General features: G+C 68.9%; 19 protein-coding genes and 1 tRNA gene. 2 read left to right on the top strand and 18 right to left on the bottom strand.

The features are described from left to right. Positions 1 to 717: 717 nt before the first annotated feature. A complete protein-coding gene (recQ, locus tag CSC76_RS15125; protein ID WP_162110830.1) occupies positions 718 to 2,511 on the top strand; it encodes a DNA helicase RecQ in 1,794 nt (597 codons plus the stop codon). A gap of 99 nt (positions 2,512 to 2,610) precedes the next feature. Continuing rightward, a complete protein-coding gene (locus tag CSC76_RS15130; protein ID WP_162110831.1) occupies positions 2,611 to 3,057 on the top strand; it encodes a hypothetical protein in 447 nt (148 codons plus the stop codon). Between the two features lie 7 nt (positions 3,058 to 3,064). On the opposite strand, the gene CSC76_RS15135 is transcribed toward CSC76_RS15130, so the two are convergent. The 18 genes from CSC76_RS15135 to ruvC form a co-directional block, all read right to left on the bottom strand. Then, a complete protein-coding gene (locus tag CSC76_RS15135; RefSeq protein WP_162110832.1) occupies positions 3,065 to 4,231 on the bottom strand; it encodes an MFS transporter in 1,167 nt (388 codons plus the stop codon). Positions 4,232 to 4,237: 6 nt separating this feature from the next. Next, on the bottom strand, positions 4,238 to 6,418 hold the full coding sequence (locus CSC76_RS15140) for a glycoside hydrolase family 3 N-terminal domain-containing protein (protein WP_162110833.1): 2,181 nt from the start codon (positions 6,416 to 6,418) through the stop codon (positions 4,238 to 4,240). A 114-nt stretch (positions 6,419 to 6,532) separates the two neighbouring features. Further along, positions 6,533 to 8,560, bottom strand: coding sequence for a M3 family metallopeptidase (locus CSC76_RS15145; RefSeq protein ID WP_162110834.1), 2,028 nt, complete (start codon positions 8,558 to 8,560; stop codon positions 6,533 to 6,535). A gap of 24 nt (positions 8,561 to 8,584) precedes the next feature. After that, on the bottom strand, positions 8,585 to 9,697 hold the full coding sequence (locus CSC76_RS15150; RefSeq protein ID WP_238395003.1) for a PLP-dependent cysteine synthase family protein: 1,113 nt from the start codon (positions 9,695 to 9,697) through the stop codon (positions 8,585 to 8,587). A gap of 63 nt (positions 9,698 to 9,760) precedes the next feature. Further along, positions 9,761 to 9,836 (bottom strand) — tRNA-Lys (locus CSC76_RS15155). Between the two features lie 74 nt (positions 9,837 to 9,910). After that, positions 9,911 to 10,576 carry a 7-cyano-7-deazaguanine synthase QueC gene (gene queC, locus CSC76_RS15160; RefSeq protein ID WP_162110835.1) on the bottom strand — a complete coding sequence of 222 codons (666 nt, stop codon included), beginning with the start codon at positions 10,574 to 10,576 and terminating at the stop codon, positions 9,911 to 9,913. Positions 10,577 to 10,726: 150 nt separating this feature from the next. After that, a complete protein-coding gene (queE, locus tag CSC76_RS15165) occupies positions 10,727 to 11,410 on the bottom strand; it encodes a 7-carboxy-7-deazaguanine synthase QueE (RefSeq protein WP_162110836.1) in 684 nt (227 codons plus the stop codon). A gap of 66 nt (positions 11,411 to 11,476) precedes the next feature. Further along, complete coding sequence (ybgF, locus tag CSC76_RS15170) at positions 11,477 to 12,307, bottom strand: tol-pal system protein YbgF (RefSeq protein ID WP_162110837.1); 831 nt, start codon at positions 12,305 to 12,307, stop codon at positions 11,477 to 11,479. A 15-nt stretch (positions 12,308 to 12,322) separates the two neighbouring features. Continuing rightward, on the bottom strand, positions 12,323 to 12,838 hold the full coding sequence (gene pal / locus CSC76_RS15175) for a peptidoglycan-associated lipoprotein Pal (protein WP_162110838.1): 516 nt from the start codon (positions 12,836 to 12,838) through the stop codon (positions 12,323 to 12,325). A 56-nt stretch (positions 12,839 to 12,894) separates the two neighbouring features. After that, complete coding sequence (gene tolB / locus CSC76_RS15180) at positions 12,895 to 14,214, bottom strand: Tol-Pal system beta propeller repeat protein TolB (RefSeq protein WP_162110854.1); 1,320 nt, start codon at positions 14,212 to 14,214, stop codon at positions 12,895 to 12,897. 103 nt (positions 14,215 to 14,317) lie between these two features. Further along, a complete protein-coding gene (gene tolA, locus CSC76_RS15185) occupies positions 14,318 to 15,358 on the bottom strand; it encodes a cell envelope integrity protein TolA (RefSeq protein ID WP_162110839.1) in 1,041 nt (346 codons plus the stop codon). Beyond that, the gene (locus CSC76_RS15190; RefSeq protein WP_162110840.1) at positions 15,348 to 15,791 is read right to left on the bottom strand and encodes an ExbD/TolR family protein; all 444 of its coding nucleotides are present in this window, start codon (positions 15,789 to 15,791) and stop codon (positions 15,348 to 15,350) included. The genes tolA and CSC76_RS15190 overlap by 11 nt, the downstream gene beginning before the upstream one ends. 12 nt (positions 15,792 to 15,803) lie before the next feature. Next, positions 15,804 to 16,577, bottom strand: coding sequence for a protein TolQ (gene tolQ / locus CSC76_RS15195; protein WP_093487632.1), 774 nt, complete (start codon positions 16,575 to 16,577; stop codon positions 15,804 to 15,806). Between the two features lie 39 nt (positions 16,578 to 16,616). Further along, the gene (ybgC, locus tag CSC76_RS15200; RefSeq protein ID WP_162110841.1) at positions 16,617 to 17,072 is read right to left on the bottom strand and encodes a tol-pal system-associated acyl-CoA thioesterase; all 456 of its coding nucleotides are present in this window, start codon (positions 17,070 to 17,072) and stop codon (positions 16,617 to 16,619) included. Between the two features lie 51 nt (positions 17,073 to 17,123). Continuing rightward, positions 17,124 to 18,164: a Holliday junction branch migration DNA helicase RuvB gene (ruvB, locus tag CSC76_RS15205; RefSeq protein WP_162110842.1), complete on the bottom strand. Its 1,041-nt coding sequence runs from the start codon at positions 18,162 to 18,164 to the stop codon at positions 17,124 to 17,126. 36 nt (positions 18,165 to 18,200) lie between these two features. Continuing rightward, positions 18,201 to 20,117: a potassium transporter Kup gene (locus CSC76_RS15210; RefSeq protein WP_162110843.1), complete on the bottom strand. Its 1,917-nt coding sequence runs from the start codon at positions 20,115 to 20,117 to the stop codon at positions 18,201 to 18,203. 51 nt (positions 20,118 to 20,168) lie between these two features. Continuing rightward, positions 20,169 to 20,756, bottom strand: a complete 588-nt coding sequence (ruvA, locus tag CSC76_RS15215) for a Holliday junction branch migration protein RuvA (RefSeq protein ID WP_162110844.1) — start codon at positions 20,754 to 20,756, stop codon at positions 20,169 to 20,171. After that, positions 20,753 to 21,274: a crossover junction endodeoxyribonuclease RuvC gene (gene ruvC, locus CSC76_RS15220; protein ID WP_162110845.1), complete on the bottom strand. Its 522-nt coding sequence runs from the start codon at positions 21,272 to 21,274 to the stop codon at positions 20,753 to 20,755. Before ruvC ends, ruvA begins: the two co-directional genes overlap by 4 nt. Between the last annotated feature and the right edge of the window lie 12 nt (positions 21,275 to 21,286).

Below are 21,286 nucleotides of genomic sequence, written 5' to 3' on the forward strand. Positions count from 1 at the left end.
ATGGCCCGCCTCTCCCCTCTAGCCCGCGTGCGCGCCGTCCCGGCGGGATCTTCCGGCCGGGGCCCCCTGCCCCGGCCGAAACCGCCCCACATCCTTGTGCGCCGCCCTGCGGGTTTTCCCCGCCGGGACTGCCGGACCTCAGGGACCCCAAAAGCCCGCACGGAGAGATCCGGCGTGCACGCCGCCGCCGTTGCTCTTCGGCCCCCCATGAGGCACGGCGAGCGGGCCGGGCAAAACCCGCAGGGCGCCATCATGGATGACGGCGTTTCCGTATGGCACAGGGATGTGCCATACGGAAATTCCCGGCCCGCTCGCGGACCCGGAGCGAAGCGCAGGGCGTGCCGCCTGGGGTGTGTTTCTTTGCTCCTTTCTTTGCACAAGCAAAGAGGCGCTTCTCAACAGCCGAATGGCTGGTCAAGGGAGGCCCCCGCGGCGAGCGGCGCCATGTATCCAATAAACAAAGTCCATCCCGCAAGGCCATGAAACAAATGCCATCGTGGATGTGGTGCCAAACCCACGCCTGGTGGGACAGTGTCTTCGTTGCCCCTCTCCCAACCCCTCTCTCCCACCGGGACATCCTTCGATCGCCGCAGCGAGAGGGGCTTCCACCCGCCGCTCGCGCCAGGATGAACTCCTACCCCCAGTCAAAGGGTTTTCCGATACCCCCCTGTGCCCACCGACCAGGCCAGCACCCGTCCGCGCGTTATCCTTGTCCCCATGTCGTCCCCCGCCCTCGAAACCCTCCAGCGCGTCTTCGGTTACAGCGCCTTCCGCGGCCACCAGCAGGCCATCGTCGAACACCTCGCCGCGGGCCACGATGCCCTCGTGCTGATGCCCACGGGCGCCGGCAAGTCGTTGGGCTACCAGGTGCCCGCACTGCTGCGCGAGGGTACCGGCATCGTGGTTTCCCCCCTGATCGCGCTGATGCAGGACCAGGTGGACGCCCTGCGACAGCTGGGTGTGCGCGCCGCTTTCCTGAATTCCTCCCTGGCCGCCGACGAAGCCGCCCAGGTGGAGCAGGCCCTCCTGCGGGGCGATCTGGACCTGCTGTACGTGGCGCCGGAGCGGCTGCTGACGGGGCGCTTCCTGTCGCTGCTGGACCGCAGCCGGATCGCCCTGTTCGCCATCGACGAGGCGCACGGCGTCTCGGCCTGGGGCCACGACTTCCGCCGCGAATACCTGGAACTGGCCCTGCTCCACGAGCGCTGGCCCGACGTGCCGCGCATCGCGCTGACCGCCACCGCGGACCCGCCCACCCAGCGCGAGATCGCCGAGCGGCTGAACCTGGTGGCCGCGCAGAAGTTCGTCAGCTCGTTCGACCGCCCCAACATCCGCTACACCGTGGTGCAAAAGGACAACGCCCGCCACCAACTGAGGGACTTCCTTCGCAAGCACCGGGGCGAGGCAGGCATCGTCTACTGCCTGTCACGCAAGCGGGTGGAGCAGTTCGCCGATTACCTGGCCGAGCAGGGCTTCAATGCCCTGCCCTACCACGCCGGCCTGGATGCCGAAGTGCGTGCGCACCACCAGCGGCGCTTTCTGCGCGAGGACGGCATCGTCATGGTGGCCACCATCGCCTTCGGCATGGGCATCGACAAGCCCGACGTGCGCTTCGTGGCGCACGTGGACCTGCCCAAGTCGATGGAAGGCTACTATCAGGAAACCGGCCGCGCCGGCCGCGATGGCGAGGCCGCCGAAGCATGGCTGTGCTACGGGCTGGGCGATGTGGTGCTGCTCAAGCAGATGATCGAGCAGTCCGAGGCGGGGGAAGAACGCAAGCGCCTGGAGCGGCGCAAGCTGGACCAATTGCTCGGCTACTGCGAATCCACCCAGTGCCGGCGGCAGGTGCTGCTGGCCGGTTTCGGCGAGGTATACCCGCACGACTGCGGCAACTGCGACAACTGCCTGAGCCCCGCCGAGACCTGGGACGCCACCGAGGCCGCGCAGAAGGCCCTGAGCTGCGTGTACCGCAGCGGTCAGCGCTTCGGCGTGAACCATGTGATCGACGTGTTGCGCGGCAGCGAGAGCGAACGTATCCGCCAGTGCGGCCACGACCACCTGACTACCTACGGCATCGGCAAGGACCTGGACGCCACCACCTGGCGCAGCGTGTTCCGGCAGCTGGTGGCCTGCGGCCTGCTGGAAGTGGAGGCCGAGTTCGGCAGCCTGCGGCTGACCGAAGGCAGCCGCGCGGTGCTGCGTGGCGAGCGACGCCTGCAGCTGCGCAAGGAACAGCGCGAGCGGCGCGAACGCGACCGCAGCCCTCGCAGCGGCGTGGCCGTCGAGGCCGCCGACCTGCCCCGCTTCCAGGCCCTGCGCGACCTGCGCGCGCAGCTGGCGCGCGAGCAGAACGTGCCGGCCTACGTCATCTTCCACGACAGCACGCTGCGCACCATCGCCGAGCAGCAGCCCGCCACGCTGGACGACCTGGCGCGTGTGGGCGGCATCGGTGGCGCGAAGCTGGCGCGCTACGGCGAGCGCGTGCTGGAAGCCCTGGGTGCGGTCGGCTGAGTTCGGCCGCGAAGGCGTCCGCATCAGCCGGCATTCAATTCCCGGCTGTTAGCGTTCCCTGCAGGTGCCCGCCCGGCGCGCCGCTTCCAGGAATCCAGCATGAAGACGTTGCCGTTCGCTCTGCTCGCCTTGCTGACAGCAACGCCCGCCTTGGCCCAGTCGAACGCCGAGGCTCTGGATCTGGCCCTGCCCAGCGCCCGTGCCTACGCCAACGCCGCCCCCGGCACGTGGTACGGCGACCGCCAGCAGGCAAAACCGAAGGGACCGCGCGCCGAAGTGCCTGTCGACCCCTGCGCCTGGTACGGCGATGACGACGGCGATGGCGTGAGCGGCAGCATCACCACCGGCATCGGCTACAGCAAGGGATACGGCCGCAGCACCTACAACGCGGCCAACCTCAACCTGTGCAAGACCACGTACAACGACGAAGGCAAACCGCGTACGTTCAACCTCGACATCCATGTCGGTCGTTCCGATGGGCCCGGCTTTAACTACGGCCCCGGTCATGGCCCCGGACCGATGATGCGGGCCGCGCCGCGCCCCTGATCCGCCGTCAGCTGCGCGTGGCCTGGCGCGCAGCGCCGGCCACGCACAGCAGCAACGCGACGAGCAGGCCGAACGCCATCGGCAGCGAGGTCGCCTTGGCGACGAAACCCAGCGCCGCAGGCCCCAGCAACACGCCCGCGTAACCCATCGTGGTGACGGCGGCCCCCGCCAGGTGCGTGGGCCTGTCGTGCTGCCGTCCCGCCGCGGAGAACATCACCGGCACCACGTTCGCGGCGCCCGCACCGACCAGCGCGAAGCCTGCCAGTCCTGCCATCGGCGACGTACACAGGATGGCCACAGCGAAACCCGACGCAGCGACGAGCGCCCCGCAGACGACCACCCGGAACGCGCCCCATGCCTGCACGATGCGGTCGCCGCTCAGGCGACCGAGCGTCATCGTCACCGCGAAGGCCACATAGCCGAAGCCTGCGGTTGCGGGGTCGGCATGACGCACGGTGCTGAGGAAGACCGCGCTCCAGTCCAGCACGGCGCCTTCGGACAGGAACATCGCGAAGCACACCGCGCCCAGCAGCAGCACGCGGCCGCGCGGCAGCACGAACGCCGGATGATCGCCTTCGCCGCCCTGCGCCAGCAAGCCACTCCGCGCCGCGGCCAGCAGCAGCGCCGCCAGCACGGCCGTACCGGTGATCGCGACCAGCGGCGACGCACCCCATGCCAGCGCACCCGCCACGCCGCCGGCGCCGGCGATGCCGCCGACGCTGTACATGCCGTGGAACCCGGACATCATGGCGCGCCCGCTGGCGCGCTCGACGATCACTGCCTGCAGGTTCATCACCACGTCCAGTACGCCCAGGCTGGCGCCAAACACGGCCAACGCCGCCGCCAGCACCAGCATCGTGGGCGCGAGCATCAACGCCGGCATGCACAGGACGACCATGGCCCCGGCCACGAGGATCGTGCGCCGGCAGCCGAAGCGCGCGGCCAGTCCGCCGGCCAGCGGCATCATCAGCACGGAACCGACGCCCAGGCAGAGCAGCATCAGGCCCAGTTGCGCATCGTCCAGCGCGAGCTTGCGCTTGGCGAACGGAATCAACGGCGCCCAGGCCGATACCGCGAAGCCGGCGATGAAGAAGGCGAGACGGGTGGCGATGCGTTCGCGCGCGCCGGGGCGGTCCGCGCCCGCACGGCCGTGGAAGGCCTCAGGGACCGACATGCCGCGTCAGGACGCGAGCAGCTCGAACTGCACCGCCTCGCCCGCCGTGGCCGAAGGCGCGACCCACAGGTCGAACAGGCCAGGCTCTGCCGCCAACTGGTTGTCGACGCCATGGAAGGCGAGGTCGGCACGCGTCAGGGTGAATTCGACATCCAGCGACTGTCCGGCGGCCAGGGCGACCTTGCGGAACCGCTTCAGCTCGCGGACCGGCCGCACCCGGCTGGCGATGCGATCGCGCACGTAAAGCTGCACCACTTCTTCGCCATCGCGCGCATCGGCGTTGGTGATGCGCGTGCGGACCGTCAGCGTGTCGTCCCAGCCCAGCCGGACGGCGCTGAGCTGCGGCAGGCCGTACTCGAACCGCGTGTACGTCAGCCCATGGCCGAACGGATACAGCGCCGCATGCGGCACCTCACGCCAGCGTGTCTGGAAGAAGCGCGGCGTGCCCGGCACGTTGGGACGGCCGGTGGCGGGATGGTTGTAGAAGTACGGCTGCTGGCCGGCATCCTGCGGGAAGCTCACCGGCAGCCGCGCCGAGGGGTTGTAGTCGCCGAATACCACATCGGCCACCGCCGGCCCGGTCTGCGTGCCGAGGAACCACGTCACCAACAGCGCCTGCGCATCGCGCACCGCGCCTTCCAGCGCCAGCGCACGGCCGTTGCGCAGCACCACCACGACGGGCGTGCCGGTTGCGGCGACGGCCTCGGCCAATGCCTGCTGTGCTGCGGGGATCACGATCTGCGTACGCGACTGCGCTTCGCCGGAGAAGTCGTGCGGTTCGCCCAGCGCCAGCAGCACGACATCGGCCGCGCGTGCGGCCGCCACCGCGGCCTCGATGCCACCTTCGACGGCGTCCTCGATGCCGCTACCCGGCACGACGACCAGTGCGGACGGATCGTCCAGCGCGGCGCGCAGACCGGTCTCCAGATCGACCATGCGCGAGGCATCGCCGAAGATGTTCCAGCAGCCACCGAGATGGGCGGTGTCCTGCGCGAACGGCCCGATCAGCGCAATACGCTGGCCGCTCTTCTTCAGCGGCAGCACGTCGCCGTCGTTCTTCAGCAGGACGATGGACCGGCGCGCGCCGTCGCGCGCCAGCGCGTCGTGCGCAGGAATGTGCGACTGGTCCGCCTCGCGCGCGGCGTCCAGGCAGCGGTAGGGGTCGTCGACCAGGCCGGCCGCCGCCTTCCCGTGCAGCACGCGGCGCACCGCCTCGTCGACCTCGGCCATCGACAGCCTGCCCTGCTCCACCAGCGCGGCCACGTGGTTGGCGTACACGCCGCTCTGCAGGCTCATGTCCAGGCCGGCCGACAGGGCCTTCTGCGCCGCATCGGCCTCATCGGCCGCATAGCCGTGGGCGACCAGTTCCAGGTCGGACGTGTAATCGGAGACAACGAAGCCCTCGAACTTCCACTCGCCGCGCAGGATGTCGGTCAGCAGTTCGCGGTTGGCGGACGCGGGCACGCCGTTGATGTCGTTGAACGAACTCATCAGCGTCAGTGCGCCGGCATCCAGGGCGGCCTTGAACGGCGGCAGGTGCACGTCGCGCAGGGTCTGCGGCGCCATGTCCACGAAGTTGTAGTCCAGGCCGGCGGAAATCGCGCCATAGGCGGCGAAGTGCTTGGGCGTGGTCAGCAGCGAATCGGGCGCGGTCAGGTCCCCGCCCTGGAAGCCGCGCACGCGGGCGGCGGCGAACTCGCAGGACAGGTACACGTCCTCGCCGGAGGTTTCGGCCACGCGGCCCCAGCGTTGGTCGCGCGCGACATCCAACATCGGCGCGAACGTCCAGTGGATGCCGGCCGCAGTCGCTTCCTTCGCGGTGGCCCGCGCGGTGCGCTCGGCCAGGTCGGGTTCGAAACTGGCGGCTTCGCCCAGCGGGATCGGGAACACCGTGCGCATGCCGTGGATCACGTCGGCGCCCAGCAGCAGCGGGATGCCCAGGCGGCTCTCCTCCACCGCGATCCGCTGCGCCTCGCGGCCCTCGGCCGCGCCCACGCCGTTGAACAGCGCGCCGACGCGGCCGCTGCGGATCTGCTCGCGCACCTGCTCGGCATCGCGGGCGAAGGTCTCCGGGTTGACCTCGAAGGCGAACGGCCGCAGCGCATCGGCAAAAGCGCCGAGCTGACCGATCTTTTCCTCCAGCGTCATGGCGGCGATCAGGCGCTCGATCCTTCGCTGATGCGGCATGTAGGCGATCCTCCCGGGAACGCGGGTGTTACGGAGACGGCATTATGAAAACGTTTACAGTCAGGGTCAAACCCCGCCAGGGAGGGCCTCGGCGTCCTCCCGGGACCACCCGCCTCAGCCCGCCATGCCGGAGTGCCGCAGCAGGGCGTCGATGCGCGGCGCACGACCGCGGAAGGCGCGGAAGTTCTCACCGGCGGGACGGCTGCCTCCCCGCGCCAGGATTTCGTGGCGGAAGCGTGCCCCGGTAGCCGCGACCTCGCCCGGCGCTTCCTCGAACGCCGCGTAGGCGTCGGCACTGAGCACCTCGGCCCACTTGTAGCTGTAATAGCCTGCCCCGTAACCGCCGGCGAAGATGTGGCTGAACTGGTGCGGGAAGCGGTTCCAGTCCGGCGGCACGTTCACCGCCACTTCGGCGCGCACCCGGTCCAGCAGCGCCAGCACGCTGTCGTCGGTCGCATCGAAACCGCTGTGCAGCTGCATGTCGAACAGCCCGAACTCGAGCTGACGGACCGTCGCCATCCCACTCTGGAAATTCTTCGCCGCGACCATCCTGTCGAACAGCGCGCGCGGCAACGGTTCGCCGGTGTCGACGTGCGCGGTCATCGCCTGTACCCGCTCCCATTCCCAGCAGAAGTTCTCCATGAACTGGCTGGGCAGCTCCACCGCATCCCACTCCACCCCGTTGATGCCGGCCACGCCCAGCTCACCGACCTGCGTCAGCAGTTGGTGCAGGCCGTGCCCCATCTCGTGGAACAGGGTGGTGACATCGTTGTGGCTGAGGGTCGCGGGCCTGCCGTCCACGCCTTTGCCGAAGTTGCACACCAGGTACACGATCGGCGTCTGCGTCCCCCGCGCGGTGTCGCGCCGGTTGCGGCAGTCGTCCATCCAGGCGCCGCCCCGCTTGCCCTCGCGAGCGTACAGGTCCAGGTAGAACTGGCCGACCAGCGTGCCCCGGTCGTCCACCAGCCGGTAGAAGCGCACATCCGGATGCCAGGTGGGCGCCGCATCCTGCTCCACACGCAGGCCGTACAGGTCGCCGATCACGCCGAACAGGCCCTTCAGCACCGCCGGCTCGGTGAAATACTGCTTCACCTCCTGCGCCGAAAAGCTGTAGCGCGCCTGCTTGAGCTTCTCGCTGGCGTAGGCCAGGTCCCAGGCTTCGACGGTGTCCAGCCCCAGGTGCTCGCGCGCGAAGGCTTCCAGTTCGGCGCGGTCGCGCTGCGCATGCGGCTTCGCGCGCGCGGCCAGGTCGCGCAGGAAGCGCAGCACCTCGTCCGGCGTGTCGGCCATCTTGGTGGCCAGCGAATAGGCGGCGTAGCTGTCGAAGCCGAGCATGCCGGCCAGCTCCATGCGCAGCGCCAGGATGCGGTCGATCAGCGCGGAGTTGTCGAGCGCCTCGTTGCCGCCCAGCTCCGACGCGCGCACCGCGTTGGCCCGGTACAGCGTCTCGCGCAGCGCGCGGTCGTCGGCGTAGGCCTGCACCGGCAGGTAGCACGGCATCTGCAGGGTGAACTTCCAGCCGGGCTCATCGTCGGCCTTGGCGGCGGCGCGCGCGGCGGCCACCACGGCGGCGGGCAGGCCGCCGAGGTGCTGCTTGTCCTTGATCCAGAATTCGTATTCGTCGGTGGCGTCCAGCACGTTCTGCGAGAACTTCGCCGACAGGGCGGCGAGTTCTTCCTTCACCTCCGCGAAGCGCGCCTTCTGCGCGTCCGGCAGCTCCGCGCCGCCCAGGCGGAAGTCGCGCAAGGCGTTCTCCAGCACCTTGCGTCGCGCGTCGTCGTAGTGCGCGGCCTCGGGCGCATCGGCCAGGGCGCGGTACTGGCGGTACAGCGCCAGGTTCTGTCCCAGCGCGCTCCAGAAACGCGTCACCTTCGGCAACTGCGCGTTGTAGGCGCCGCGCAGGGCGGGCGTGTTCACCACGGCCTCCAGGTGGGTCACCTGGTTCCAGGCCCGGGCAAGACGCTCGGTCGCGTCGTCCAGCGGCACCACGAAGGTGTCCCAGGTCACCGGCGAAACCGCTTCGGCGGCGGCGACCGCCGCTTCCGCTTCGGCCAGCAGGGGGTCGATGGCCGGCGCGATGTGCTCGGCACGGATCTCGTCGAAACGCGGCAGGCCCGAGAAGTCGAGCAGGGGGTTGGTCATGGGAACACCTGGTGCGAAGGGAATTCAGAGGGGCCAGTCGGCCTGCGCCAGCGGCGGCAGGCCGCGTCCGGCGACGGCGGTCGCGACGGCATCGTCGCTTTCCACGATGGGGATGCCGCGCTCCAGATACCAGTCCCGGTTGTAGTAGCTGTGCGCGTACCGTTCACCGCTGTCGCACAGGATGCTGACGATGGAACCGGACCGGCCGGCGGACCGCATGCGTTCGGCCGCGGCCAGCACGCCGACGAAGTTGGTACCGGTGGAGCCGCCGACGCGCCGGCCCAGCACGGCGCTGACGTGACGCATGGCGGCCAGGCTCAGCGCATCCGGGACTTTCACCATCGCGTCGATACAGGCGGGGATGAAACTGGGTTCGCAATGAGGACGCCCGATCCCCTCGATGCCGGACCCGCGTCCGCAGGTCAGCGCCGTATCCTCGCAGCCGGTGCAGGCACCCCGGTACTGGTCGAAGAACACCGAATGCTCCGGATCCGCGCACAGCACACGGGTGGGATGGCGGCGATAGCGGACGTAGCGCCCCAGGGTGGCGCTGGTGCCGCCGGTGCCCGGGCTGCACACGATCCAGTCGGGAATGGGGTGCGGTTCGGCGTCCATCTGCTTGAAGATGGATTCGGCGATGTTGTTGTTCGCCCGCCAGTCGGTGGCGCGTTCGGCGTAGGTGAACTGGTCCAGGAAATGGCCGCCCGTCTCGCAGGCGAGCTGCCGCGACACGGCATTGATCGCGCCCGGATCCTCGACCAGATGGCAGCGGCCACCCTGGAACTGGATCGCGGCGATCTTGTCCGGCGAGGTCGAGGACGGCATGACGGCGATGAACGGCAGGCCCAACAGGCGCGCGAAGTAGGCTTCGGACACGGCGGTGGAGCCGCTGGACGCCTCGATAACAGGCGCGCCTTCGCGCAGCCATCCGTTCGACAGCGCGGACAGGGACAGCGAGCGCGCCAGCCTGTGCTTCAGGCTGCCCGTGGGATGGCTGGACTCGTCCTTCAGGTAGACATCGATGCCAGGAAAGCCGGGCATCGGCAACGGGATGAGGTGGGTATCGGCGGACCGGTTGAAGTCCGCTTCGATGCGCTGGATCGCCTGCGCCGTCCAGTCACGTGCTGCCGTGGTCACGCCGCCCCCTTGCGTGCGCCGATGCGAAAGCGGCGCGGTGATGGCGCGGCGGCGGGATGTGCGTGGTGGGCCGTGAAGGATTCGAACCTTCGACCAAAAGATTAAAAGTCTTCTGCTCTACCGACTGAGCTAACGGCCCGGGAACGCATCCCGGCCTTGCACCGGGATGCGCATTCTAGCGCATCGTCCGCGAGGGGGCGAAGTCCGCCCGGTTCACGCGTAGTGCGTGGGGTCCGGCACGCCCGCGTCGGCGAAGCCGGCGGCGCGCAGGCGGCAGGCATCGCAGTGCCTGCAGGCGCGGCCCTGGTCGTCGGCCTGGTAGCAGGACACCGTCTGCGAGAAATCGACGCCCAGGCGCATCCCCTCGCGCACGATGTCGGCCTTGCTCAGGCGCAGCAGCGGCGCGTGGATGCGCAGGCCAGCCCCTTCCACCCCCGCCTTGGTGGCGAGGTTGGCGAGCTTCTCGAACGCCTCGATGAATTCCGGCCGGCAATCCGGATAGCCAGAGTAGTCCACCGCGTTGACGCCGCAGAAGATGTCGCTGGCGCCCAGCACCTCGGCCCAGCCCAGCGCGACGGACAGCATGATGGTGTTGCGCGCGGGCACGTAGGTCACCGGGATACCGGGGCCGCCGGCCTCGGGCACATCGATGTCGTCGGTCAGCGCCGAGCCGCCGATGCTGCGCAGGTCCACGTGCACGGTCTTGTGCGCCACGGCGCCCAGGGACTGGGCCACGCGCGCGGCGGCGTCGAGTTCGGAGGTGTGCCGCTGGCCGTAGCGCACGCTGAGCGCATGCACGGCGAAGCCCTGCGCGCGGGCGATGGCGACGACGACGGCGGAGTCCATGCCTCCGGAAAGTAGGACGACGGCGTTTTTCATGTGCGGGATTCGGAGTGGGGATTCGGGATTGGCAACGGCGGAATAGGATGTGCTTGAACGTTGTGGCGACCGGTCGCTCGGTGGGTGCTCGTGGGAAGCGCGTGCTGTCGGCTTCACGAATCACGAATCCCGAATGCCCGATCCCCGCCCTTAACGCCCCGGCTCGTCGTTCCACAGCAGCTTGTGCAGTTGCATCTGGAAGCGTACCGGCAGGCGGTCGGCGACGATCCAGTCCGCCAGGTCGCGTGGATCCAGTTCGCTCTTGCTGGGCGAGAACAGCACGTCGCAGCGCTCGGCCAGCCGGTGCTCGGCCCCCATTTCGCGCGCCCATTCGTAGTCCCCGCGGCCGCACAGGACGAATTTCACCTGGTCGCGCGCAGTGAGTAGCGGAATGTTCTCCAGCCGGTTGCGGGCCATCTCCTTCGAGCCGGGCGTCTTCAGGTCGACCACGCGCGAGACGCGCGGATCCACGCCGGCGATGTCGATGGCGCCGGAAGTCTCCAGCGAGACGTCGTAGCCCGCATCGCACAGCTTCTGCAGCAGCGAAAGACAGCGCTTCTGCGACAGCGGTTCGCCACCGGTCACGCAGACATGCCGCACACCCTGGCGCGCGACTTCGGCCACGATGTCGTCGATCTCCCGCCATTGCCCGCCGTGGAAGGCGTAGGCGGTGTCGCAGTACTGGCAACGCAGGGGGCAGCCGGTCAGGCGCACGAACACGGTGGGCCAGCCGACGGCATTCGCCTCTCCCTGCAGGGACAGGAAGATTTCGGTGATCTTGAGGCGTTCCAGCGGGGACTGGACGATCTCGCTGGGGCGGGCGGCGTCGTTCATGGGGTGCGCATGATACGCCCTGACCGTGCGGCAGCCCGCAGCAGCGCCCGGGCCTGCCCTAACGGCTCAGCGCAGGCGACCCAGCTGGATCGCGCGCAGGCGATCGTCGGCCGTGCGGGCGACGTCGGTACCGGGGTACTTCGCGACGACCTCGGCCAGCGTGCGCTCGGCCTCGGGCAGTTTGCCCTGCCCGTAGTCGCACAAGCCCAGCTTCAGCAGGGCGCCGGCAGCCTTGTCGTGCGTGGGATATTGGGCCAGCAGCGCGCGGAACTGGTCCGCCGCCAGCGCGTAGTTCTGGGTGACGTAGTAACTCTCGCCCAGCCAATACAGCGCGTTGGGCGCGTAGACACCCGACGGATACAGCTGCAGGAAGCTGCTGAACAGCTGTGCGGCGTCGGCGTAATCGCCGGCCTTCAGCTTGTCGAATGCAACGTTGTATGCGGTGCGTTCGTCGCCGGCCGCGGACATCGCGCCGAGGTCGCCATGCACGCTGGGCGGGCGCTCGGTGGCGGCGGGGGCAACGGCAGGCGCCGGCGCAGTGGCCGGCGCGGATGTCGGGGTGCTGCTCAGCGGAGGCGTCGCGGCAGGCGCGGGAGTGACCGGCGCGGCACCGCCTTCCAGGCGGTTGAGGCGGCCGTCCAGATCCAGGTACTGGTCGCGGTTGCGCTGCTTGAGCTGTTCGTTCTCGTTCTGCAGCTGTTCCAGCTGGGCCCGCAGCTCGCGCAGTTCCGTTTCCTGCTGGGTGATGCGGTTGAGCAGGTCGAGGTTCTGCTGGGGGTTGTTGGCCTTGGCTTCCAGCGCCGCGACGCGGTCGGCCAGGCTCACGCGCTGGGCATGGGCGGGAGCGGCGGCCACCAGGGCCGCCGCAAGAACCAGCATGTACTTCTTGGCGATCATCGTGACGACGACGGCTTACTTCGCCGTGTAGACGATCTCGACGCGACGGTTCTGCGACCAGCAGGACTCATCGGACTGGGTGCACACCGGGCGCTCTTCGCCGTAGCTGACCACGGTCAGCTGGCTGGCCGAACCGCCGGCAGCCTGCAGGGCCGAATTGACGGCATTGCCGCGGCGCTCGCCCAGGCCCAGGTTGTACTCGCGGCTGCCGCGCTCGTCGGCGTGGCCTTCCAGCGAGATGCGCGAGGACGGACGGTCGCGCAGGTACTTGGCGTGGCAGCCCATGATGGCCTGGAACTCCGGCTTCAGGGCGTCCTGGTCCAGATCGAAGTACACCACGCGCTGGCGCAGGCAGGCGTCGGTATCCAGGTCGTTCGGGCCGTACACACCGGAGGTGGTGGGCGCGGTCGGGGTGGTCGGCGCGGTGGTCGTGGTGTCGGCGGGCGGCGTCGACTTGACGTCCTTCTTGCAGCCAGCCAGCACGGCGACGGACATCAGGGACAGCATCAGCACACGGGTGGTGTTGTTCATGGTCATTCCTTGCGTCATGGGGAACGGGGGATCGAAACTACATTGTAGACATAAACTTAACGGGCGGTCCGGTAGGGCGACCACGCCGGCTCGCGCACATCGGCATTGGCCACGACCAGACGCTGGCGTACGCGCGCGTCGGCCGAGACGGCATACAGCACGCCCCGCCCGCCCTCACGCGCGGCATACAGCACCATGCTGGCATTGGGGGCGAAGCTGGGGGATTCGTCCAGCGAGCCCGGCGACAGCGACGACCAGCGAGCGCTGCCCAGGCTGCTGTCCATCAGGGCGATGCGGTAGTTGTTGCCCGCGCCCTGCACGACGGCGATCTTCTTGCCATCGAAGGACACGGTGGCGGTGGCGTTGTACGTGCCCTCGAACGTCACCCGGCTGGCGCTGCCGCCTGCCGCCGGAACGCGGTAGATCTGCGGGCGACCGCCGCGGTCGGAGGTGAAGTAGATGGTGCCGCCGTCCGCGCTCCACACCGGCTCTGTGTCGATGGCGGAGGTGTTGGTCAGCTGGCGCAGCGAACGGCTGCCCAGGTCCATCACGTAGATCTCGGGATTCCCGCTGCGCGACAGGGTCAACGCCAGCTGGCGGCCATCGGGCGAGAACGACGGTGCGCCGTTGATGCCGCGGAAGCTGGCCACCTTCTCGCGCGCGCCGGTGGAGATGTCCTGGATATAGATGGCCGAGTTGCCGCTTTCGAAGCTGACGTAGGCCAGCCGGCGGCCGTCCGGGCTCCACGACGGCGACAGCAGCGGCTCGGCCGAGCGCCCCACGGTCTGCGGGTTGTAGCCGTCCGAATCGGCCACCATCAGCGCATAGCGCGTGGCCTTGCCGGTGCCGGCCGCGGTCACGTAGGCGATGCGGGTCCAGAAGGCGCCACGCACGCCCAGGATCTTTTCGTAGATGGCATCGGCCATCTGGTGGGCCACGTCGCGCATGGCGCTGGCGCGGGCGGTCATCGCCAGGCCAAGCATGCGCTCCTGCTTGGCCACGTCGAACAGCTCGTATTCCACCCGGTAGCTGCCGTCGCCGGCATCGGCCACGCGACCGACCACCAGGTAGTCCTGACGCAGTGCGCGCCAGGTGGGGTACTGGATCTCGCCGCCCCGCGTCGGGCGCTCGGTGATGCTGGCCACCGGCAGGGTCCGGAAGGCCCCGGAACGCTCCAGGTCGGCACGCACCACCGCCGCCACATCGGTGGCCGGCGCAGCGGCCGTGCCCTGGTAGGGCATGGGCACCACGGTGATGGGCAGGGCGGAGGCGTTGCCGCCGATGATGTCGATTTCCAGACCCTGCTGCTGGGCGGAAGCCAGCGCGGGCAGGAGCGTGAAGAGGACGAGGGCGAACCAGCGCAGCGGTTTGATCATGGGCACGGCAACTCTGCGGTTGGGCGGGGCGGCACAGGGATACCAGCCTCCGCGTGAACGTTTTAACAATTGTGAACGAGGATCGCGAAAACGCCGCGTGAAGTCAGCGGTCCCGGGCCTCGAAGTTGAGCGTCAGGGTACGCGCGAACACCGATTCGTAGCCCCGGTACGGCAGCGGCTGGGCCTTCAGCACCGCGCGCTCCACCGAATCCTGGCCCGCCGCGTCCATCGCGCACCCGGGCTGGACCTTCGCGCTCATCACCTCGCCGCCCGGCAGTTGGGTGATCACCACCCGACAGCGGGTGCCGACCGGCACCGACTCGGGACGGGTCCACTGCCTCAACACCGCCTCCTGGATGGCCGCCGCATAGCGACCCCGCAGGTCCGCGTCGGTACCGCCATTGCCGGCCGGGGCCGCGGGCTGGCCGTACTGCGACTGGTTGGCCGACGCAGCCGCCTGTCGCGCACGCGCATCGGCCAGCTGGCGCAGTTTCTGCTCGGCCAGCTGCGCCTCGCGGGCGGCCTGGGCACGCTGCCGACGGATTTCCTCCAACCGCTTCTTGTCGGCTTCGGCCTTCTGCTGCGCCTCGGCGGCGACGCGTTTCTGCCGGTCCTCTTCCTGCTGCGCGGCCAGGCGGCGCTGCTGCTCGGCCTGCTCCTGGCGCTTGCGTTCGGTCAGGTCGATCTGTTCCTGGCGGCGCTTGGCTTCCTGCTCCTGACGGGCCCTTTCCTGCGAGATCGCATCCAGCCTCGCCTCGTCCTGTTCGGTCGTATCGGGAACGGGAATGCGCTCCTGCGCCTCGGTCTGGCGTTCGACCGGCGCATCCTGCGGGGACGGCTCGGGAATCGGCTGCGGCGGCGGCACGGTATCTTCCGGCGCCGGCTCCTCCACGGGCTCGGGCAACGGCGCAGGCGTGAAGTCCAGCGCGCGCTCGACCGCGCGCTGGTCGGCGGCAGACGCGTCCAGCGTGGCCTCCATCGTCGGCGCACCGGCCGCATTGAGGCGATCGCGGTCCCAGGTCAGCAGCGGCGACACGATCAGCAGCACGGCCAGCAGCAGGTGCAGGCCGACCGCCCAGGCGACCGCCCTGCCCAGCCCTTCGTCGCGTTGGGCCGGATGGCGCGGGGCGACTTCAGCGTGCATTGCCACCCGCGTTGGTCATCAGGCTGACATTGCTGACCTTGGCGCGACGGAGCACGTCCATCGCATCCAGCACCTTCTGGTAGGGCGCCGAACCTTCGGCCGCCACCATGATGCGCAGCTCGTTGCCCTGCTCGCCCCGGATCGCGGCGACCTTGGCCTCCAGTCCAGCAGCGTCCAGCACTTCAGGCTGCTTGGCTTCCGGCAGCTTCAGGCCGAAGCGGCCGTCCGGATAGGCGATGACGATGATGGGCTCGTTGCGGGTCTCGACAGCCTTCGCGCTCGACGACGGCAGCTTGACGTCCACGCTGAGCGTCAGCAGCGGCGCGGTCACCATGAAGATGATCAGCAGCACCAGCATCACGTCGATGTACGGCACGACGTTGATCTCGGACTTCAGCTTGCGGCGCTTGCGATGGAAGATGCTTCCGGCCATGGGGAGCTCCGCTTACTCGCCCGAACTCTGGCGCTGCAGGATCGAACTGAATTCCTCGGCGAAGCTCTCGTAGCGCACCGACAGACGCTCGACGCGGGTGGTGAAACGGTTGTAGGCCCACACCGCCGGAATGGCGACGAACAGGCCGATCGCGGTGGCGAACAGCGCTTCCGAGATACCCGGCGCGACGGCGGCGATGCCCGCCTGCTCGCCGCTGTTGAGCATGTCGTGCATGGTGACCATGATGCCGAACACAGTACCCACCAGGCCCACGTAAGGCGCGGTCGAGCCGATGTTGGCCAGCAGTTCCAGGTTGCGTTCCAGCTGGTCGACCTCGCGCGTGTAGGTCACGCGCATCGCGCGCTGGGCGCCTTCCAGCTGCGCGCGTCCGTCCAGGCCGCGCTTGTCGCGCAGGCGGGTGAACTCGCGGAAGCCGGCTTCGAAGATCGCCTCGAGCCCGGTGACGACGCGATTGCGGTCGGCGGCGCCGGCATAGAGCTTGTGCAGTTCGGCGCCGGACCAGAACCGGCCTTCGAACTCGTCGGCGTCGCGGTTGGCGGTCTTGAACACCCGCGCCTTGCGGAAAATGATGATCCAGCTGATCAGCGAGCCGGCCAGCAGCAACAGCACGATCAGCTTCACCGGCAGGCTGGCCTTGAGCATCAGGTCGATGTAGTTGATCCCGCTGTGCACGGTTTCGGCCGTGGCCTGGGCGGCGGCGGCGGCGGTTTCCGGCGGCAGCGCCTCCACCACGGTGTCCTGGAAGGCCAGCAGCGTTGCGATCATCCGTCGTTCCTCGATTCTCGTGTTGTCTTGCGTGTCGGGTTAAAGCGGCGGGCCCGGGGTCTCGAGCCGGCGGAACTCTTCGTACAACGTCTCGGGCAGCGCAACGGGTCTGAACCCGGACGCGCTGAGCGCCGCGACCTTCACCTCGGCGGTGAGCAGCACCTCACCGCCGCGCTCGATCGTCTGGGCGAACACCACGCTGGCCCGCTTGCACTGGTGGATGCGCGCGCTGACCTGCAGCAGATCGTCCAGCCGGGCGGGGCGCAGGAAATCCAGGCGCATCGCGCGGACGGCGAACACCAGGTCGTGGGTCTGGCGCAGCTGCTCCTGGGCGTACCCGCGGGCCCGCAACCACTCGGTGCGGGTCCGCTCCAGGAAAGCGACGTACTGCGCGTGGTACACCACGCCACCGGCGTCGGTATCTTCCCAATAGACGCGTGTCGGAAAGATGAACGGAGCCGCATCCACGGCGATCGTCTTCGAATCAGTCGTCAAAGCATGCGCTCCCGCACGGCATGGTGCATACCAACCTGAAACCAGTGGCGCTCAGAAGAGTTCGCCTGGCGCGTCGCTCGCATCCGGCACCCTGCCCTTCGGCATCAGGCCCAGGTGCAGGTAGGCCTTGCGGGTAGCCATGCGGCCGCGGGCGGTGCGGATCAGGAAGCCCTGCTGGATCAGGTAAGGTTCGATGACGTCCTCCAGCGTGCCGCGCTCCTCGCTGAGCGCGGCGGCCAGCGATTCCACACCGACCGGTCCGCCATCGAAGCTGTCGATGATGGTGCGCAGCATGCGGCGGTCCAGTTCGTCGAAGCCCTCGGGGTCCACTTTCAGCATCTGCATCGCGGCGCGCGCCACGTCCACGTCGATGTGGCCGTTGGCCTTGACCTGCGCGTAGTCGCGCACGCGCCGCAGCAGGCGGTTGGCGATGCGCGGCGTGCCGCGCGCGCGACGCGCGACTTCGGCGGCGCCCTCCGGCACGCCGTCCATGCCCCGGATGCGCGCCGAACGCTGCACGATGCGGGTGAGTTCCTCGGGCGAATAGAATTCGAGCCGCTGCACGATGCCGAAACGGTCGCGCAGCGGCGCAGTCAGCAGGCCGGCGCGCGTGGTGGCGCCGATCAGCGTGAACGGCGGCAGGTCCAGCTTGATCGAACGGGCCGCGGGGCCCTCGCCGATCATGATGTCGATCTGGAAGTCTTCCATCGCCGGATACAGCACCTCCTCGACCACCGGCGAGAGACGGTGGATCTCGTCGACGAACAGCACGTCGTGCGGCTGCAGGTTGGTCAGCAGCGCGGCCAGGTCGCCGGCCTTCTCGATCACCGGGCCGGAGGTGACGCGCAGGTTCACGCCCAGCTCGTTGGCGATCACGTGGCTCAGCGTGGTCTTGCCCAGGCCGGGCGGCCCGAAGATCAGCACGTGGTCCAGCGCCTCGCCCCGCCCTTTCGCCGCCTGGATGTAGATGTCCAGCTGCTCGCGCACCGGCTTCTGGCCCAGGTACTCGTCCAGCCGCTTGGGCCGGATGCTGGCCTCGATGGCGTCGTCTTCGCGGGTGGCGGAGGAATCGATGAGGCGGTCGGCGGTCATGACGGGATTATGGACGAAACCGTCGCCCATTCACCGTCAAATCTCGACCTGCGCGCCCAGTTCCACCAGGCGGTTGCCCGGAATGCGGAAGAACCCCGTCGCCGGCGCGGCGTTGCGGTGCATGGCCGCGAACAGCTTGTCGCGCCAGATCGGCATGCCGCCCTGCCGACGGGCCACCACCGTCTCGCGGCTGGCGAAGTAGGTGGTCTCCATCGGATCGAAGTACACGCCGCCCTGGTCGCAGGAGCCCATCAGCGCCTGCGGCACGTCCGGCGTCTCGGCGAAGCCGTAGCTGATCACCACGCGATAGAAGTCGTCGCCGATGGGCTCGATCTTCAGCCGTTTCTTCTTCGGCGCGTACGGCACCGTCATGGTTTCCACCGTCAGGAACACGTTGCGTTCGTGCAGCACCTTGTTGTGCTTCAGGTTGTGCAGCAGCGCGTGCGGCACCACGCCCTTGTCGGCGGTCAGGAAGATCGCGGTACCCGGCACGCGCACCGGCGGGGCCAGCATCAGGCCGGGCAGGAAGGTATCCAGGCGGATGCCGTCCTTCTGCACCTCGCCATGCAGCAGTTCGCGGCCGCGGCGCCAGGTGCGCATCATGGTGAAGGCGGTGATGCCGATGAACAGCGGCACCCACGCGCCGATGCCGGTGACCAGCTTCGCGCCGTTGGCGAACAGGAAGGCCAGGTCGATCACCAGGAACACGCCGCACAACGGCAGCACCCAGCGGCGGGAATCGGGCCAGCGCGTGTACGCGACGATCGCCAGCAACAGGGGGGCGATCAGCATGGTGCCGGTGACCGACAGGCCGTAGGCCGTGGCCAGCGCGCCCGAGCTCTGGAAGCTCAGCACCAGCACCACCACCGCCAGGTACAGCATCAGGTTGACCGACGGCACGTAGATCTGGCCGATCGTGTCCTTGGAGGTGTACTTGATGTGCAGGCGCGGCAGGTAACCCAGCTGGATGGCCTGGCGGGTCACCGAGAACGCACCGGTGATGACGGCCTGCGAGGCCACCGCCGCGGCCGTGGTGGCCAGCACCAGCATCGGGATCTGCGCCCAGTCCGGGATGGACATGTAGAACGGGTTGGCCACCGCCTCGGGATGGCGCAGCAGCACGGCGCCCTGGCCGTAGTAGTTCAGCACCAGCGCCGGCAGCACGAAACCGAACCAGCCCCAGCGGATGGGTTTCTTGCCGAAGTGCCCCATGTCGGCGTACAGCGCCTCGCCGCCGGTGACGGTCAGCACCACCGCACCCAGGATCAGCACCGCGTGCCAGTCGTGGGTGACGAAGAAGTGCCAGGCCCAGAATGGATTCAGCGCCGCGAGCACCGACGGGTTCTGCGCGATGTTGTAGATGCCGAAGCCGGCCAGCACGATGAACCAGGTGATCATCACCGGGCCGAACGCCTTGCCCACCTTCGCGGTGCCGAAGCGCTGGAACGCGAACAGGCCGGTCAGGATCACCAGGCTGATCGGCACCACCCACCGGGTGAAGACCGGCGACACCACCTCCAGGCCCTCCACCGCGCCCAGCACGGTGATGGGCGGCGTGATCATGCCGTCGCCGAAGAACAGGGCCGCACCGAAGATGCCGAGGATGCCGACCGTATAGTTCAGGCGCGAGCCCTTGGTCAGGCTGCGCTGCGCCAGCGCGGTCAGCGCCATGATGCCGCCCTCGCCGTCGTTGTCGGCGCGCATGATCACGATGACGTACTTCAACGTCACCACCAGCAGCAGCGACCAGAAACCCAGCGACAGCAACCCGCGGACCGTGTCCGCATCCGGCGTCAGGCCGAAGTGCGGATGGAACATTTCCTTGATGGTGTACAGCGGGCTGGTGCCGATGTCGCCGAACACCACGCCGACGGCGCCCGCCACCAGGGCGACCATGCCGGCCTTCGAATGGCCGTGTTGCCCGGCGTCGTGGGGAGATGAGGGGGTGGACATGGCGGCCGGAAGGGTAGCGCTGTGAAAGTGAAGGGGTGCTCTAGGCGGCGGTCAGCGCAGCGCCGACTGCAGCGCCTTGCGGATGATCGTCGCGGCCTCGTCGCCTGGCGCAGTGGCGTCGCGCGCCATGCGGGTGGCTTCGGCCGGCTTGTAGCCCAGCTGCTGCAGGGCGATGGTCGCCTCGGACTGCGGATCGGCCGGCAAGGCACTGATGCCGCCCACGCCGGTGCCGATCAGGTCGGCCGCGCGGTCGCGCAGCTCCACCACCATGCGTTCGGCGGTCTTCTTGCCGATGCCGGGGATGCGCGTCAGCGCGGCGATGTCGCCCGCCTGCACCATGCGCGCGAATTCGTCCACGCTGGCACCGGACAGCACGGCCAGCGCGATCTTCGCGCCGACGCCGCTGACCTTCTGCACGTCGCGGAACAGCCTGCGCTCGCCCTCGCGCAGGAAGCCGTACAGCGCCACGCTGTCCTCTTTCTGCGCATAGTGGGTGAACAGCAGCACTTCGCGGCCCACGTCGGGCAGGTCGTAGTGCGTGCTCATCGGCGCTTCCAGTTCGTAGCCGACGCCACCCACGTCGATCACCAGCCACGGGGGCGACTTGTACGCCAGGATGCCGCGAAGACGTCCGATCATTTCCTGCTCCAGGCCAGTTGCGAACTCACGCCCAACCGCTTGGCGGTGGCGCGCACGTGCGCATGGGTGATGGCGACGGCCAGCGCGTCGGCGGCATCGGCCTGCAGTTTGCCGTGCAGGTTGAGCATGATGCCGACCATGTGCTGGATCTGGGTCTTCTCGGCGCTGCCGCGCCCGACGACGGCCAGCTTCACTTCCTTGGCCGCGTACTCGTGCACGGGCAGGTCGCGCAGCACCACGGCGCTGATGGCGGCGCCGCGCGCCTGCCCCAGCTTGAGGGCCGAATCGGGATTGCGCGCCATGAACACCTTCTCGATGGCGACCTCGTCCGGCTGCCAGGTGGCGATGACGGCCGTCAGTCCGTCCAGCAGCACGCGCAACCGCTGCGGGAAATCCTCCGCCCCCAGCAGCACCAGCGGCGCGTGGTGGACATGGCTCACCCTGCCCGCGCCATCGACATCGATGATGCCGATGCCGGTGCGCTGGGAACCGGGGTCGATGCCGAGGATGCGGGTCATTGGAGCCGGGAT

Origin of the sequence: Pseudoxanthomonas mexicana (assembly GCF_010093385.1) — a bacterium.
GTDB classification, from domain to species: Bacteria; Pseudomonadota; Gammaproteobacteria; order Xanthomonadales; family Xanthomonadaceae; genus Pseudoxanthomonas_A; species Pseudoxanthomonas_A mexicana.